General features: G+C 38.5%; 18 protein-coding genes. 10 read left to right on the top strand and 8 right to left on the bottom strand.

Going from position 1 to position 15,253, the window contains the following annotated elements; translation table 11 throughout:
- Window positions 1–19: 19 nt before the first annotated feature.
- Together EU510_RS04170 and EU510_RS04165 are read left to right on the top strand one after the other, a co-directional pair.
- The gene (locus EU510_RS04170; RefSeq protein WP_149592389.1) at window positions 20–256 is read left to right on the top strand and encodes a hypothetical protein; all 237 of its coding nucleotides are present in this window, start codon (window positions 20–22) and stop codon (window positions 254–256) included.
- A 393-nt stretch (window positions 257–649) separates the two neighbouring features.
- On the top strand, window positions 650–1,453 hold the full coding sequence (locus EU510_RS04165; protein ID WP_149592388.1) for a hypothetical protein: 804 nt from the start codon (window positions 650–652) through the stop codon (window positions 1,451–1,453).
- A gap of 301 nt (window positions 1,454–1,754) precedes the next feature.
- On the opposite strand, the gene EU510_RS04160 is transcribed toward EU510_RS04165, so the two are convergent.
- Both EU510_RS04160 and EU510_RS04155 read right to left on the bottom strand, forming a co-directional pair.
- Window positions 1,755–2,060 (bottom strand): hypothetical protein, encoded by a 306-nt coding sequence (locus EU510_RS04160; RefSeq protein ID WP_149592387.1) that lies wholly within the window; start codon window positions 2,058–2,060, stop codon window positions 1,755–1,757.
- A gap of 7 nt (window positions 2,061–2,067) precedes the next feature.
- Window positions 2,068–3,096: a YHYH protein gene (locus EU510_RS04155; RefSeq protein ID WP_149592386.1), complete on the bottom strand. Its 1,029-nt coding sequence runs from the start codon at window positions 3,094–3,096 to the stop codon at window positions 2,068–2,070.
- 254 nt (window positions 3,097–3,350) lie between these two features.
- Between EU510_RS04155 and EU510_RS04150 the strand changes: the two genes are divergently transcribed.
- The 3 genes from EU510_RS04150 (at window position 3,351) to EU510_RS04140 (ending at window position 7,006) form a co-directional block, all read left to right on the top strand.
- Window positions 3,351–4,010, top strand: coding sequence for an NADPH-dependent FMN reductase (locus EU510_RS04150; protein WP_149592385.1), 660 nt, complete (start codon window positions 3,351–3,353; stop codon window positions 4,008–4,010).
- A gap of 265 nt (window positions 4,011–4,275) precedes the next feature.
- On the top strand, window positions 4,276–4,725 hold the full coding sequence (locus tag EU510_RS04145) for a hypothetical protein (protein WP_149592384.1): 450 nt from the start codon (window positions 4,276–4,278) through the stop codon (window positions 4,723–4,725).
- A gap of 463 nt (window positions 4,726–5,188) precedes the next feature.
- The gene (locus EU510_RS04140; protein WP_149592383.1) at window positions 5,189–7,006 is read left to right on the top strand and encodes a protein kinase domain-containing protein; all 1,818 of its coding nucleotides are present in this window, start codon (window positions 5,189–5,191) and stop codon (window positions 7,004–7,006) included.
- Window positions 7,007–7,112: 106 nt separating this feature from the next.
- On the opposite strand, the gene EU510_RS04135 is transcribed toward EU510_RS04140, so the two are convergent.
- Window positions 7,113–7,643, bottom strand: coding sequence for a hypothetical protein (locus tag EU510_RS04135; RefSeq protein ID WP_149592382.1), 531 nt, complete (start codon window positions 7,641–7,643; stop codon window positions 7,113–7,115).
- Window positions 7,644–7,656: 13 nt separating this feature from the next.
- Entirely contained in the window at window positions 7,657–8,661 is a 1,005-nt protein-coding gene (locus EU510_RS04130; RefSeq protein WP_149592381.1) for a YHYH protein, read from the bottom strand.
- Window positions 8,662–8,867: 206 nt separating this feature from the next.
- Here EU510_RS04130 and EU510_RS04125 point away from each other — a divergent pair, with 206 nt between their 5' ends.
- Entirely contained in the window at window positions 8,868–9,299 is a 432-nt protein-coding gene (locus tag EU510_RS04125; protein ID WP_149592380.1) for a DUF3859 domain-containing protein, read from the top strand.
- Window positions 9,300–9,397: 98 nt separating this feature from the next.
- Here the strand turns inward: EU510_RS04125 and EU510_RS04120 are convergent, their stop codons facing one another.
- From EU510_RS04120 to EU510_RS04110, 3 genes are all read right to left on the bottom strand, one after another.
- Window positions 9,398–9,814, bottom strand: a complete 417-nt coding sequence (locus EU510_RS04120) for a VF530 family DNA-binding protein (protein ID WP_149592379.1) — start codon at window positions 9,812–9,814, stop codon at window positions 9,398–9,400.
- A 72-nt stretch (window positions 9,815–9,886) separates the two neighbouring features.
- Window positions 9,887–10,879 carry an MDR family oxidoreductase gene (locus EU510_RS04115; RefSeq protein WP_149592378.1) on the bottom strand — a complete coding sequence of 331 codons (993 nt, stop codon included), beginning with the start codon at window positions 10,877–10,879 and terminating at the stop codon, window positions 9,887–9,889.
- A 49-nt stretch (window positions 10,880–10,928) separates the two neighbouring features.
- Window positions 10,929–11,564: a TetR/AcrR family transcriptional regulator gene (locus EU510_RS04110; RefSeq protein ID WP_024589313.1), complete on the bottom strand. Its 636-nt coding sequence runs from the start codon at window positions 11,562–11,564 to the stop codon at window positions 10,929–10,931.
- Window positions 11,565–11,971: 407 nt separating this feature from the next.
- Between EU510_RS04110 and rmf the strand changes: the two genes are divergently transcribed.
- Window positions 11,972–12,142 carry a ribosome modulation factor gene (gene rmf, locus EU510_RS04105; RefSeq protein ID WP_002960897.1) on the top strand — a complete coding sequence of 57 codons (171 nt, stop codon included), beginning with the start codon at window positions 11,972–11,974 and terminating at the stop codon, window positions 12,140–12,142.
- A 66-nt stretch (window positions 12,143–12,208) separates the two neighbouring features.
- Here rmf and fabA read toward each other — a convergent pair whose 3' ends face one another.
- The gene (gene fabA / locus EU510_RS04100; RefSeq protein ID WP_002960896.1) at window positions 12,209–12,724 is read right to left on the bottom strand and encodes a bifunctional 3-hydroxydecanoyl-ACP dehydratase/trans-2-decenoyl-ACP isomerase; all 516 of its coding nucleotides are present in this window, start codon (window positions 12,722–12,724) and stop codon (window positions 12,209–12,211) included.
- Window positions 12,725–12,927: 203 nt separating this feature from the next.
- On the opposite strand from fabA, the gene EU510_RS04095 reads away from it, so the two are divergent.
- Genes EU510_RS04095 through EU510_RS04085 form a run of 3 tightly spaced genes read left to right on the top strand, consistent with a single transcriptional unit; the run spans window position 12,928 to window position 15,033 of the window.
- Entirely contained in the window at window positions 12,928–13,785 is an 858-nt protein-coding gene (locus tag EU510_RS04095) for a 6-carboxytetrahydropterin synthase (protein WP_002960893.1), read from the top strand.
- Window positions 13,778–14,596: a M23 family metallopeptidase gene (locus tag EU510_RS04090; RefSeq protein ID WP_149592377.1), complete on the top strand. Its 819-nt coding sequence runs from the start codon at window positions 13,778–13,780 to the stop codon at window positions 14,594–14,596. Before EU510_RS04095 ends, EU510_RS04090 begins: the two co-directional genes overlap by 8 nt.
- Window positions 14,597–14,601: 5 nt before the next feature.
- A complete protein-coding gene (locus EU510_RS04085; RefSeq protein ID WP_002960891.1) occupies window positions 14,602–15,033 on the top strand; it encodes an acyl-CoA thioesterase in 432 nt (143 codons plus the stop codon).
- The last annotated feature ends 220 nt before the right edge of the window (window positions 15,034–15,253 follow it).

Genomic DNA, 15,253 nt, shown 5'->3' with positions numbered 1-15,253 from the left:
AAACTAATGGACATAGTTAATGAGTATTGCATTTGAGATTTTTATTTGGCTAATAGTTGATACTGGCTTGAGCTTTTTATTTTACTCGACCGGTTGGCTACTATTAAAAATGGTTACGTTTGGGCTGTATAAAAGCGAGTTTAAAGACTTTGCATCTTATAAAGCCAGTAAGGCTAGAAGAGTCGACTTAACCTTCTTACTCGGTTTTGGTTTTTATGTTGCACTGATTGTCCTCATGGCTTATTTAAGTCATTAAACTGAAAAACAAATTAGGTTAATAATTTTAAGAATAATAAGCAGCTTAATGAGTTATTGCTGCTTATAGTTTTCCCCTTTATCGCACTTTTTTACACTTCCTACTTATACTTTTCCTGTTTTTGTAATAGGGAACACCTCACCGTGAGTACTATAACTATCATTTTACTATTAAATTAAGTACCTGCTAGAGCATTGCTCGGTGCGTATATAGCTTTGGTTTGTTGGTTGAAATCCGAGCTAATTGCAACTTGTAGTTTATGGGTAATACTTAGTAAATACTTCAAATCTAATAAATAAAACAATATATATGCATCCATTTATTGCGCTAACACGTTTTATAACAATACTATGCGCCACTTTTTACCATTTATGATGGTTTTGGACTTAATAAATGACTCACTATTTAAAATATGTATTTGTTATTACGACTCTAGCGGGAGTAAATACAGCTTACGCACAAGCAAAAACACAAGAGCACTATCAAGAGCTTGAAGTGGGCGTAGGCGGAAATATTAAGCATACCAATACTGACGTAAATTATAAAAATAAAGAGTTTGATTTACATATTCACCCATTATGGGAAAGCCGATATGTAACCGAAGGTCGAGATAACCTTGCTGGTAATGGTATTGCATCAATTGCTACTGAGTTTAATTATAAAAACTTTGCGGTGATCCCTTGGGCGGCAAAAGGTATTAGTAGTGATTATTCAGAGCTTAATTTAAATGCTATTTATACCGCTCACTTATCTGAGCGGATAGAGATGTATGTAGGTTATAACTATATTAAAGCTCGTGAAGAAGGCATTGATGCTCACGATAATGAGCTAAGCCTCGACGTTGCGTATTTTTATGCGGACGATATTCAGTTATTAAGTAGTGTTTATCATTCATTTGATGCCAGCGGTACATTTTTGGAGCTGGCAGTAAAAAAAGATTTTTATATTAACGATTTACTATTATTGGATATTCAATCAGGCGTGGGGTTTAATGCTGGGTATGTTAGTGATGGGCACAACGGAATTAACAACGTAAAGTTTACTGCAAACTTGTCGTATCAACTTTTTAATCAGTTAGCCTTATACACGTATACAAGCTATAGCATTGCCGTTAATAAAGATGAAAAACGCTTTGCAGGTGACGAGACACTTCGAAATATATTTTGGGGTGGTGTAGGGCTAAGTTATCAATACTAATCGTAACGGTTTAAATTAATTAGGTGCAGTAAATTTACTGCACCTAATACCAATTTGCAATAATACTTAATCATTTTGCGGGGCTAAACGTGTCGCTACCTGTGTTAAAAAACTTTGATTTACGACTGCATAGATGCAGAAGGTAGAGCAATGCAGGAGCAATTGCCGAGAACAACTAAATAGCGAATTTTTTGCCTAGCTATCAACACGTTTTTCTACCCTCAAAATAGATCACTTAATTAAGCGAATTGGTATAATACAAAACCCACAACTCTTAACTCTTAACTCTTAACTCTTAAAACTACTTATGCTGCTTATTTTGATGTTCGTGGCTGTCATTGCTGTTATTCGTTTTACTTTCTTTGTTATCAACTTTTTGAATGGGTTGATTACGAACACACATTAAGTCATCAGCCATATATTGGCAGCTTCCTATATATAAGTCGTTATGCCCACCCTGATACTGACACGATTGTGACTTTTGCTTTTCAAAGCATGCTTTCACTGCTATTTGATTAAGTGGCTGAGAATGTGCTGCCGCATAAACACTTAAAAGTAATAATGAAGGAGCAAGTAAAACAAACAGTAACTTATATTTAATAGTCATAATTTTCTCAATGCTTTGGTGGTGGTTTATTGCCTGGCGGCGGGCCACCAGCTGCTCTTACAGACTCACCATGAAGGCAGCCAATAAACAAGTTTTCGCTCGGGCTGGCAGCATGATAATGATAGCCTCTGGTTTCATCTGTTATACCACGGCATTCGTCGAGTGACTCTTCATTGCCTTGTGCATCTTTCATTGCGTAAATACCGTAACCGTCAACGGCATAACCTATTAAAGGGGCGTGTCCGTCAGTATTTGGAGCTGAATTGGTACATCCTGTTGTTGAATGATAGTGATAACCTTGGTGCAGGTTAATATGCCCACCGCAGTCGTCAAATGCTGCAATTGTATAACTGCCCAAAATAGCATTTATAGGTGCAGGGCCTGAAAGTTCAGTACCATCAAGCGCTAAGCCCACGGTATGTAATCGGCTGGATTTTTTACTCACTATTGGTGTAGTCGGAATTAAATAAGTAAGCGAAAAGTTATCTTCTAAATAAGATAGCTTGCATTCAATACAATTTTGTTTGTATTGTTCTTCTACATCTGGGCGTGCGGCACCTGAGCAAGATTCTTTTGTTGCTGTATAACGAACTTTATTTGTTTTTGCGTCATACAACACCCATTTTTCATCGCCGTAGTATTCATCTAGCTTAAGAATAAAGTCGCCAGTTAAATCGACTAGCTCTCCTTTACCTTGTTTATCAAACCAAGTACCTGATACATCAGCTCCGTCTGTTGTGCTGCGAGGGCAAAATGAGCCAGGCTCTCTGCCTGCGGGTGCACCTGATGTAGTAAACTCATAACAGGTTGTTTTAGTACCTTGCTGGGTTTCACAATCAACAATTTTAGGCTCTGTAATAAAAGCCCCTTGTTTGAACATAGATAGCTTTATTGATTGATTCGCTTTTTGCGGCTCACTAAGTGGGCTACTGACTTGCTCGGTATTTTTGTTAGTAGATGAGTCGTTGCAGCCACTTAGAGTTAAAGCTGTTGCGGTAACAATGATTGCACATGCGTTATAATTTTTTAAGCCCATTACTTGTATCCTTTTCGGTATAGGTTTTGGCGTACTTATACTGTGGCATATTACTGGCCAAATGTGTAAAAAGTATGCAAGCGAGTGAATTTAACACACGATAAAGTATGTTTAACGGCGCGGTTGTTGCTAAATTTCAGTTTTAAATTTAATTATTACTATGCTTTGAATCAATAAACAATGCGTATGTGTAATACATAATAACTATAAAATGTTAGTGTTTAGCTATCGTTTAAAAAAGTTGAGAATTACATATGAAGTTTTTAGTATTTTTAGGCACAGTACGCGATAGCACTCCACCAAAACCAGCTCGCTTAGGCTTAAGGGTTTCTAGGGCTTGTATAGAATGCTTAAGAGAGCATTTTGGCAGCCATGAGTTTGAATTAATTGATGCGTTGGATTTTCCTAGCGTAAACGTATTTAAACCACACTTTGCATACGCTAAAAGTAATGCACCTACAGAGCTCACTCTATTAGCTGATAAAATTAAAGCCGCAGATGGATATATAATGATTAGCCCTGAGTACAATCACAGCATGAGTCCAGCCCTTGCTGACTTACTTAATCATTTTGGTAGCTCACTATTTTCGTATAAACCAAGTGCAATAGTAACTTACTCAGCAGGACAGTGGGGTGGTGTAAGAGCGGGCATTAGTATGCGCACGTTTTTATCTGAACTTGGCTGTTTGCCGGTATCAGCTATGATCCACGTGCCAAAAGCGCAAGATGTGTTTAGTGAGGATGGCAAACCTGTTGCAGGAGAGGGTCAATCATCGTGGTTTAATTATTTCTCACGCACGTTTGGCCAACTAATATGGTGGGCGCAGGCTGCTAAAGAGCATACCGAGGTGGTTGACCCACAAAGTTTGCTAAAAAGCTTTAAAACAGATCCTTCTCAGCGCAATGCGCCTTAATATCCGCTAACTAATTGTTTGGATTGATTATAGAAACATGGCTACATATAGTGGTATCATTAACGCTAAATATTTTTAATAATGCATAATACCAATTCGCAATAATAGTTAATCAATTTAAGGGATTAAATCGCTAACTAGTTTAAGTTTCTGATGTACAACATCTTAATAACGAAATTTTTGCTGTGTTCTCAACACGATTTTCTTGTCTCAAAATAGGTCACTGAATTATGCGAATTGGTGTAAGAAACAAGGAAATTGTGTCTTGAAATATCTAGCCTTACTAAGTGTGCTAACGCTTAGTGCATGTAGTTCTGTTCCCCATAAAATTGAAATGAGCCAAAGTACAGCTGCAAATATGAACCTTATCGCTTTAACTGAGCAAAGTGCACCTAAGGGGGTTGCTGGCACTTACCTGTTTCATATTAAAGCGGCGGGAGCTCAGGGGAGTTGGTTGTACTTAAATACAGAAACTGATTATCGCGACAGGCGTTCTATTACGATATCAATACAGCCTAATGTGGTAGCAGAGCTTCAAAGTAAATACGGGCAACCAGCAGACACCTTTTTTATTGATAAAACAATAGAAGTAACAGGCGAAGCTAAACGAGTAACTATCTATTTTATGATCCGTGGTAGAGCCACTAATAAATATTATTATCAAACGCACATAGCTGTGTCATCAATTAAGCAGCTTCGTGTTATAGAAAGTTAGCAAAAGCAATGTACTGTATTTATATACAGTGCATTGCAAAAGCTTACTTTGAGCTTTAACGTTTACACTTAAATTTACTGCTATGGCGCTACTTTAGCGCTGTTTTATTCCACGATTTCAAAACTCTTATTTAACCTATTGTAATCTCATTACATAAAACTAATAATTAGGGCGTGTTGATCTTTGGTGGGTGAATTTGCAGCAGTATGTTTGGTTTTTAGGCAAGGCGGAGCCTATGTAGTGTGGTTATTCCCCATGAATAGGCGATAACGCAGCATAAATACCAAACATGCGCTGCCCTTTGGGTTCTTTCTAGGGACGATTAACTCTTTGTTGCTCGGTTTTTACTTAGCCCACTAGGTTACAAACCTCGCGCCGCGATTTAATCTTCCTTGGATTGAACAAATTTCAATCAACAAAGATCAACACGCCCTAGTTAGTTTTATAAATTTGAGTACCTGTATTGAAAGCCAAAGAAATCCGCAATTTTTATATCAACGAAGAGCAATCTGTTTATTTGCTTTCGCACCGCGATGCTAAAAAACACCGCCAGTGGCTTAATATTTGTATTAAGCAGCTAACACTGCTGGGCTACAAAAACGTTGAAATGATTGGCTCGGGTGCTTTTGGTTTTGTGTTTGCAGGTGATGACGATAACGGCTTACCTTGGGTATTTAAGTTTTCGCGTATTACGCTTGCCCAAAGTGTACGCGACCGCCTAGAAGACGAAGCGTATATGCTTTCGCAAATTAATAACCCCTTAGTGCCTACCTTTTATGCATTTGAGCGAATTAAAAAACAAGGGATTTTAATGATGGCGCGCGCCATTGGAGAGGATCTTGAAAAAGTATCGCTTAAAACAGGGCGCTTTAGTGCCGCGCAAATAATGGCGTTAGCTGTTAGGTTACGTAATGTATTAATTGATTTACGTAGTCACAAAAACGGCGTTAGCCCACAACCTATAGTGCATGGCGATATAAAACCTTCAAACCTTGTTTGGGATGCAAACACTGACGCGCTTTCATTAGTGGATTGGGGCAGCTCTGTGTATGCACAGCTCGATAGTGATGGTAACCCTGTTGCCAGTAACTTTATGGATTTAATGTCGGGCGATTTAAGCACAACGAATGCCCGTATGGGCGATGTGTACTTTATTGGTGAAGCGCAAATGTCGGGAGAGCAATCATCCCCACGATTTGACGAACAAGGTGTAGCCGCTACGTTATATGCGTTAGCGTCGGCGCAGTCGTGCCGCTTTGGTGCACAAGCCATCCCTGCAAGCAGCTTAGGGCTCCCAAAAGAGCTGGCTAAGGTGATTGATGGCATGCTGTCAAAAAGTAAGGCCATACGTGATGGTGCTGGTGATTACTTTATGCGTAACATTACAACTATGGCCAAAATGTATTTACCTGAACTTGATAAAAAACAAAAAAAAGCAGATATCCCTTTTTGGTATGGCAACGACGAGCAGCCCGACACGGTGGTATATAGTTCACGAAAACAGTTTTTACGCCAAGCCGATCATAACGAGCAATTACTAGATATAAACGACGCGCAACTTGACCGCTATTATAAAGAGTTTTTGTTTGATACAGGCGATACCGAAAAAGCTTTTTTGGCATCAATAAGCCGATTAGCTAAGTACCCTGTAGTAGGTGGGCTTAGTTTTCATTGGAAGGATGAGTCAATGTTTGTTGAATCATCTTTAATAATGCATGACGAATCATTGGGTGATGCCTTTAGTGATGCGATTAATAACACAGTGATGCTAGCCCAAGCGATTAATCAAAAAGGGTTATTTAAGTGTTGTTTGTTCGATGCCCGTAAAACTATTCAGTTAGAGAGAGATGGCACCGGTGCATTTAAGTTTGATAGTCTGCCAGAGCTTGAATACGAAGTTGTAAGCATGAAAGTAAACGACATAACCCGTCCCCATTCATACTTTGAAGACGGTAAAGACCCTGATGAGCAACTACAGCTACCTAAAAAAGTTATTAAATGCGTATTTGAGCTTAACCAAATTCATCATACGGGGTGTATTATTTTTGAAGCACTGCCCGACAGAATGAAGATTCACCATTACTACCGCTTACTCGATTCGAGCAAAGAGGTTGAGTTTAAACGCCTTCTTAATAAACTAATGCAATACGCGGTAAATATTACGGACGTGGGTGTTGCGGGCTTTATGAAACTCCCATATAAAAACACCCGTGAGTTTAGTTTATGTGAGCAGCAACAAGAGCATTATTTTCCTAAAAATCCCAAGCTTGTATCTTTATAGAAAGAACCCTTCACTAAAGAGTGTTAAATAAGACGACAAAAATAAAAAAGAGCACAAATTGGTTTAACTTGTACTCTTTGCTACTTAATTATTTGGGTAAGTATCACTAATTAGTAAACACCTTACTAAAGGGCGACATTGGTGATAGCTCAAATTGATGAGTTAGCTTTTGCGTTTTATTAACCGCTGTAATTTGATAGTGCTGCTTGTGCTCATTGTTACTAAATAGCTTAACGTTAAAGTTAACCTTGGTTAGTTTACTAGGCAAAGAGTAGCGCCCAGTAATGGTTACTTGGTCTATATTGTTGCTTTTATGTGTATGCGACGCTTCTGGGTTTAGTAAAAGTCCGTCAATAGTAAATTTATACTGATGATCCGCTAAATAAACGTTCTTTTTAACTCGTTTAGCTATTAGCTTTTTATGAGCGTTAAACTCAATTATTGACACTTTGCCATCTTTGTTTTCATCAACCCTTTTAAAAGCCGACATAGGGATTGAAAGCACAATAAACACGTTATTATCAATAAAATTAAGCGTACCGTGCTCTGCAACCATTAAATGTGCGTTTGCTAAGGTTGATGTGCTTAGTAAGCCCAAGGTGGCCGCACTTAACAGATAATTTTTCATATAAGGCATAACTTACTCCTAATTAAACTTCGCCTTTAACGCAGCGTTGAAAAAACGGGTAAGTGTCTGTTGCGTAGTAGTGGTATATCCCATCAGGAAACTCAGGTGTTACGCCAACACGGCCATTACATTCGTCTAAATCACCAGAGCCTGCTACGTATTCCCAATCTTGTGCAAATGTACCTAATGGGTATATATCAGTAGAAGGGCGGTTTGCGCTTACCGTTGTTACGTGCTGGTAGCTTGCGGTCATTGCGGTTAGGGCTGAAGTTGCATCACTTGAGTCTGAATAGCCGTAACGTGCATAAATAGGAAAGCCGTCTGCTGCCCAGCCTATTAGAGTCATAGTGGAGCTATTACCACCTCGCAGTGTTACAAAGCCTTCAGGCATACCATGATAATGATATGTGCCATCGGGTTGTACGTGTGCATTGTTGTCGTCTGTTCCAAAACTAAACGTGTCTTGGCTTAAGGCTTCTATATTCCAATTACCGCTGTTGTCACCTAAATCGCAATCGGTGCCTGAATCATCGCAACTTCCGCCTGTGCCGGCGTCTATTTTAATGCCGTTAAGTACAACGCCTATCATTCCACGAGGGCCACCAAGCATGGTTGCTTGTGTTGTTTCTACAGGCTCAAGTGTGTAGCTTTCATTTACTGATTGTTCAGAAATAGTATTTGGGTTATCTGCATTAGGAAAGGTGCCTACTTCGTGATCAGGTATGCCATTAGCTACTAAGTCGCGTGTAGTTCCTGTGCATGACCAATCTGCAGCGCTGGTGGCTTGTACTGATTCTGACTCGTTATATTCACTGTAGCTATATTCACAAAGCACGCCTTGGGTTGAGCTACTCGTACCTGTACCGTTATCTGTGATATTTTGAGATGAATCTAAAGTTGTTGAGGTATCAACTATGCCTTCTCCACCTCCGCAAGCAACTAACGATGAAACAACTAGAGCCAAGGTACTTAGCTTTATAGCATTTATCCTATTTGAGTTTTTAATATTAAGTGCGTGTAGTTTCATTGCTGCTTACCTGTTCAATTAAGTTACTCAAACAATAATCAGCAATTGTGCAAATAGTGTGTAAACAATGATGACAAATTAGCAATGATGTTAATAGGCGAAGTATTAAAGCTAAGTTGAGATTTAACTTTATTGGATTGTGTTTTATTTTAAAATTTCAAAAAGTTAAACTAATGCAAAAATAGCTAATATAAAAGGTTACCTTAATGGCTAAAACAAAACCTGTAGTGACGTTACAAAGTCACGGTATTTACTCTAAGTGGGATAGCGAAAGTAAAGCATTGCCACAAATAGAGCAATTTACAACAAATGTAATAGCTGAGGTAGATGTTGAGTTTGGCTTAATCGTAAATATTAAAAAGGGCAAAGGCGAAAAGCTTCGCTACTGTATATACCACCCAGATATTCCAGACAGTCACGGTGATGTAATGGACCCCTTTGAAGGCGATGTATACGTTAAAAACAGTGATTGGAACTTTTATTTAGGCGACACGCTTTGGTTGCCAATAGAGAATAAATTGGGTGATTGGCGTATGACGATTGAGCTTAATGGAAAAATCATTGCTGATAAAACATTTAAGGTGGCATTAGAGGCAAAGCGTACTGAAACAGATTTTTGGAAAAACCGAGGGTATTGATTTCTATTTTTTCTCTATAAGGCGTGGATGTAATAGAAATTGATAAAAGAGAGTTGTAGAGCCATTTAAAATAGCTCTACAAAATTAAATTAGCGTGTTTAGTTACCCCAAGGGTTACTAGAATTAGAGCGTTGTTTACGATCGCGAGCACGTTGCTTTGATGCTTTTTTTTCCATAATGCGTTTTGCATCACTAAAACTTAACTCACATGGCTCACCAGGTTTATGATCAGCTGGGATCACGCGATCGCGTGGCGGTAATTCGTATTGCACATCATCAGGCTTAGGTAAGTTTTTTAGGCGATAAAGGTAAAAATTATCTACTTTTTCTTGTGCCCATTGTGTTTTACGTAAAAATTTAACCGCTGACTTTATATCAGGATTGTTTTTAAAGCAGTTAAGTTGTAAATAAGCGTGTAGGAGCTCCCACCCGTATTGTTCAACCAGCTCTTCAACCACTTGTTCTAATTTAACGCCTTGCAGTGGATTATTACTGAAAAGTTCTTGGTTGCTCATAGGTGTTGCCTCGTTATTAAAATACAAATTGCATTATAAATTTAATAACGAGGCTTTAACAGTGTAAATAGCTTAACTTTGACAATTAACTACAACACGACCGCGAATTTTGCCTTGCATAAGTAGCTCTGCGTTATCAATTACGTGTTCTAGTGATATTTCAGTCGAAATTTTATCTAAATAATCGGCGCTTACTAATTTAGCTAAACGATCCCACGCTTCAATTCTGTCGGCTTTAGGGCGCATTACGCTATCAATGCCTATTAGTGACACACCACGTAATATAAACGGGGCAACTGAGGCAGGTAAATCCATGCCTTGGGCAAGTCCGCAGGCGGTTACTACACCCCCATATTTTAATGATGCACAAATATTGGCAAGTGTATGGCTACCTACAGAATCTATTGCCGCTGCAAAGCGCTCTTTTTGTAAAGGCTTACCAGGGTTTGAAAGCTCATTTCTGTCAATTACCTGTTTAGCACCTAACTCTTTTAAATACTCACTTTGATCTAATCGACCTGTTGCTGCTGTTACGTTGTAACCAAGTTGGTTTAATAAATAAATAGCAAAGCTGCCTACGCCACCATTGGCACCTGTTACCAGTATTTCGCCAGATTCAGGCGTAATACCTTGTTTTTCAAGTGCTATAACACTTAGCATAGCAGTGTAACCAGCGGTACCTATTTGCATCGCTTGTTTTGGTGAAATACCAGTAGGTAAGGGGATTAGCCAATCGCTATTAAGTGCCGCTTTTTGAGCAAGCCCGCCCCAATGTTTTTCGCCTACACCAAAACCATTTAATATTACGTTATCGCCATTTTTAAATTCATCGCTGGTGGAATTAGTAACTGTACCCACTAAATCGATACCTGGCACCATAGGAAAACTGCGCACAACGGGGCCTTTACCAGTAATTGCTAAACCATCTTTATAGTTAAGTGTGCTGTATTGCACGTCAATAGACACGTTTTCGTTTGGTAAATCACTGCTTTGGATAGTCGATAATGAGGCGCTGTAGTTATTATCTTCTTTATTAATAACAATGGCTTTAATTGGGTTATTCATGGGATATCCTTTTAGACCGATCGTCTTTTAATTGGTAAATAAAAACGCATTAGGTTAGTAATGCGCGTAAAAACATTTCTGTATATAAAGTAAGTGGGGTATTTGATTTTGTGAGCTTTGCGCGCATAACCGCACCTTCCCACCCAATCCAAAAGTACTCACTCATCAATTTTGTATTTACATGGCTTGCAATAGTGCCTTGTTGCTTAGCTTGGTTTAAGCAAACTTCTACATGGTTTTGCCAAGCGGTATAGCTTTGCATTAACCTGGTTTTAAACTCTTCACTTAAATGGTTAAGCTCTTGATTTAAGTTACCGACTAAACACCCACGTTTGTAATCGTATTTTTTCATTCCTTTAATTGCGCTTTGGGTAAAATTAACGATTCGTTCAAGTGGGGGAACATCTTCTTGTTGCAGGTAATGGGTAAGCTTGGCAATAAAATAACTGTCGTATGCATCAACTAGGGCAATGCCGTAGGCTTCTTTACTTTTAAAGTAATGATAAAAAGAGCCTTTAGGTACAGCCGCTTTTTTTAAAATAGTATCTAACCCCGTGGCGCTAAAGCCAAACTCAGTTAATGTTTCTAGGCCCGTGCGAATAAGTAACGCTTTGGTATCGGCGTTCTCTCTGGCTATTTTAGGTGGGCGACCACGACGTATTGGCGTTGATGTATTTTTATTCATTCTTCTATATTAGACCGATCGACTTTAAATAATCAAGTGTAAATTTAAATTGTTTAAAAATAGATCATATTTAGGGTGAACTACTTATTTAGGATTAATGAAATAAAAGTGTCACGATTACATTTTTGTTCGGAACTTAGTCAAAATACACAGGTCGTAAATATGTACTTAAGTACATTTAGCGATTATTGAGTCGCATTTTATTTAGCATAAAACCGGTCAAATTAAATGTTGTATGACCACTTACTTTTTTAAATGTTAATTCATTTTTGCATCAGCAGCTTAGTTAAAGTCAAACAATTTAATTGCTTTTGCGATTTGAGTTTTACATTTTTATTAACTATTCATTAAATGTAGATTTCACTAATGCTACACAATATATAAATAAAAAGGTGAGGATATTACCGATGAAGAGACAGAAAAGAGATCGTTTAGAAAGAGCTCATTCTCAAGGTTTTAAAGCAGGTTTAGCAGGTCGCTCAAAAGAGCTATGCCCTTATCAACAAGTAGATCCCAAATCAGAGTGGTTAGGAGGTTGGCGTGAAGCGATTGAAAACCGCAACATGTATAAAACCTAAAATCAAGAATCGAATTTAAGCAAAAAGGCCTCCACATTGGAGGCCTTTTTGTACGCATTTAAAAAATTAAAACGCGCTAGTGTCTTGGAACAAGCCCACTTTTAAATCTTTTGCTTCGTAGATTACTCGGCCATCTACTTCTACAGTGCCATCTGCAACGCCCATGAACAATTTACGTTTAATTACGCGTTTCATTACAAGGCGGTAAGTTACTTTTTTATTAGTTGGTAAAATTTGGCCAGTAAATTTAACTTCACCCACACCTAGCGCACGGCCAAGACCAGGGCCACCAGACCAACCTAAGTAAAAACCAACTAGTTGCCACATAGCATCTAAGCCTAAACAACCTGGCATTACTGGGTCGCCTTTAAAATGACAATCGAAAAACCAAAGGCTAGGGTCAATATCAAGCTCAGCAACAATTTCGCCTTTCCCATGAATACCGCCATCAGCAGTAATAGAGGTAATGCGATCCATCATTAACATGTTGTCACTTGGTAAACGGCAGTTACCTTCACCAAACATTTCACCTTGACCACACAGGATCAACTCTTCTTTTGTATAGCTATTTTTAGGTTCCATAACACTTATCTTCGCTTAGAAATTGCCAAGTACTTTAGCGTACACTTGTACGCTAAACAACTCGGAGCAGTTAAAAAATCAAAATATTGCATATTAAATCATCAATCAATCAACGCGATTGGTTTTTGCACTATAAAACCGCGCAATTACAATCAGAAATCATTATAATTAACGCTGTCTTATAACCAGTCTAAAGGAAGTTTATGATCCTTTTTGTTAACTCACTAACTGTGATTGATTTTTCTTACTTATGTAACAAACGCGGCGCCGTTGGCGAGAGCTGGATTGTTGATTTAACTTTGCACGGTAAACTTAACGAAGAGTCTATGGTTTTAGATTTTGGTTTAGTTAAAAAGCAAATTAAAGGCATTATAGATGAGTGTATTGATCACCGTTTAGCAATTCCTACAGGGCTTAATGGCACTGTATCTGAATTTGACGAGCATAAAACACTCGACTGTACATTTGGTGAAAACAACCACTTAGCTATGAGTGCCCCTCATCAAGCTTATTGCATGATTAACGCAGACGAAGTAACTGTTGAATCGGTTACCGAATTTTTAATTGCGACTATTTTACCGAAGCTACCAGATAACATTGAAAAAATTGAGCTGTCTCTTAAGCCTGAACACAGCCAAAGTTTTTACTATCATTACAGCCATGGCCTTAAAAAGCATGACGGTAATTGCCAGCGTATTATTCATGGGCATCGTTCTCAAATTGGTATTAGCCTAGATGGTATTTCTATGCCACGCTTGCAAAAAGAATGGTCTCAAAAGTGGGAAGATATTTACTTAGCCACCAGTGAAGATCAAATTAACGCAGCTGATTTAAAACACATACCAGCCAAAGCGGGTGATGTATGTTTTGCTTATACATCGGCACAAGGCTATTTTGAAATGGCTATAAGCGAGTCTCGTTGCGACATTTTGCCAGTAGATACCACTGTAGAATGTATTGCTGAACATGTAGCAGGCCAAATTAAAGCCCAATACCCAGAAAAAGCTGTGAAAGTAACGGCTTATGAAGGTGTTGGAAAAGGATCGATTAGTTATGTTTAAAACACTTTTAGTAACAGCGCTTGTTGCCTCTGCTAGTTTTAGTGCTATGGCGCTTGAGTTAAAAGGACATTTAACACAAGGCGGTTTAGTTACTGGAAAGCTAGAAAACGCTAAATCAGTAAGCTTAGATGGCAAAAGCTTAAAACTTTCACCAAAGGGTGATTTTGTATTTGGTTTTGGTCGAGACGCAGAAACTACTCATACTTTAAAATGGGTAGATAACAATGGTAAATCGCATTCACAGCCAATAGCTATCACTAAGCGCGAATATAAAATTGATAAAATTACCGGCGTAGCTAAAAAATATGTCTCTCCGCCAAAAGAAGTTAGTGCGCGTATAAGCCGCGAAGCCGTTGCGGTACGAAAAGCCAGAGAAGTAGACTCTGATTTATTGTACTTTTTAGACCCTGTGCTAAAGCCTGCAGAAGGGCGCATATCGGGTGTTTATGGTAGCCAGCGTTATTTTAATGGCGAGCCTCGTCGTCCGCACTTTGGCTTAGACATTGCCAATAAAACGGGCTCACCTGTTTACGCGCCTATTAGTGGTACCGTGGTATTTGCTGAACCTGATTTATACTACTCTGGCGGTACATTAATTATTGATCATGGTCACGGTATTACCTCAACTTACATTCACTTAAGTAAGCTTGATGTAAAAGTGGGTGATAAAATAGAGCAAGGTAACAAAGTAGCTGAAATTGGTGCAACAGGGCGTGTAACGGGTCCTCACCTAGATTGGCGTTTTAACTGGAAAGGCGAACGCCTTGATCCTGCATTACTAATGCAAGATACATTAGCAAACAAAAAGTAGAGATTATGACTGACGTAAATCGCGATGCAATAATTGCTCAGCGTATTGAAGACTCAACCACATCGGTAACTAAAACCGTGTTTCCAGGGCGTACTAATCATCACAATACTTTATTTGGTGGTGATGCACTGGCGTGGATGGATGAAGTGGCATTTATAGCAGCAACTCGTTTTTGCCGTAAGCCTTTGGTAACTATATCATCTGATAGAGTCGACTTTAAAGAAGCCATACCAGCAGGTACTTTTGCAGAGTTAATAGCTAAAGTAGTGCATGTAGGTAACACCAGCTTAAAAGTTGACGTAGATATATTATTAGAAACGATGCACAAAGACGATAAACATTCAGCCATTAGTGGCAGCTTTACGTTTGTTGCAGTTGATGATAACCACAGACCGACGCCGGTAGTATGCGATAAAATGATTTATGGTTTTGATTAATTTAAAGCTTTGAATATACACTAAAGTAAATTTATATGAGCACCTTAATTGGTGCTTATATAAAACCCCTTAAAGAACACATCATACTAAATATTTATTAAGTATAACCTCAACAACAGAGCTGATATTAACTAAAAGATAATCAAACTTGGAGGGATTGATAGGGGTGAGCGTTGTTGGTTTTGGATACTAAAGAGGTATGCTTTTAACATACCTTCTT

The organism is Pseudoalteromonas sp. FUC4 (assembly GCF_008370255.1).
Lineage (GTDB): Bacteria > Pseudomonadota > Gammaproteobacteria > Enterobacterales > Alteromonadaceae > Pseudoalteromonas.
Note: the sequence above shows the minus strand (reverse complement) of the source record. Positions and strands in the feature narration are given on the sequence as shown.

Coding starts and splice junctions, on each gene's coding strand:
- EU510_RS04165 (WP_149592388.1), top strand. CDS start 650: ATGACTCACTATTTAAAATATGTATTTGTTATTACGACTCTAGCGGGA.
- EU510_RS04115 (WP_149592378.1), bottom strand. CDS start 10,879: ATGAATAACCCAATTAAAGCCATTGTTATTAATAAAGAAGATAATAAC.
- EU510_RS04170 (WP_149592389.1), top strand. CDS start 20: ATGAGTATTGCATTTGAGATTTTTATTTGGCTAATAGTTGATACTGGC.
- EU510_RS04095 (WP_002960893.1), top strand. CDS start 12,928: ATGATCCTTTTTGTTAACTCACTAACTGTGATTGATTTTTCTTACTTA.
- EU510_RS04130 (WP_149592381.1), bottom strand. CDS start 8,661: ATGAAACTACACGCACTTAATATTAAAAACTCAAATAGGATAAATGCT.
- fabA (WP_002960896.1), bottom strand. CDS start 12,724: ATGGAACCTAAAAATAGCTATACAAAAGAAGAGTTGATCCTGTGTGGT.
- EU510_RS04110 (WP_024589313.1), bottom strand. CDS start 11,564: ATGAATAAAAATACATCAACGCCAATACGTCGTGGTCGCCCACCTAAA.
- EU510_RS04155 (WP_149592386.1), bottom strand. CDS start 3,096: ATGGGCTTAAAAAATTATAACGCATGTGCAATCATTGTTACCGCAACA.
- EU510_RS04085 (WP_002960891.1), top strand. CDS start 14,602: ATGACTGACGTAAATCGCGATGCAATAATTGCTCAGCGTATTGAAGAC.
- EU510_RS04120 (WP_149592379.1), bottom strand. CDS start 9,814: ATGAGCAACCAAGAACTTTTCAGTAATAATCCACTGCAAGGCGTTAAA.
- EU510_RS04090 (WP_149592377.1), top strand. CDS start 13,778: ATGTTTAAAACACTTTTAGTAACAGCGCTTGTTGCCTCTGCTAGTTTT.
- EU510_RS04135 (WP_149592382.1), bottom strand. CDS start 7,643: ATGCCTTATATGAAAAATTATCTGTTAAGTGCGGCCACCTTGGGCTTA.
- EU510_RS04125 (WP_149592380.1), top strand. CDS start 8,868: ATGGCTAAAACAAAACCTGTAGTGACGTTACAAAGTCACGGTATTTAC.
- rmf (WP_002960897.1), top strand. CDS start 11,972: ATGAAGAGACAGAAAAGAGATCGTTTAGAAAGAGCTCATTCTCAAGGT.
- EU510_RS04160 (WP_149592387.1), bottom strand. CDS start 2,060: ATGACTATTAAATATAAGTTACTGTTTGTTTTACTTGCTCCTTCATTA.
- EU510_RS04150 (WP_149592385.1), top strand. CDS start 3,351: ATGAAGTTTTTAGTATTTTTAGGCACAGTACGCGATAGCACTCCACCA.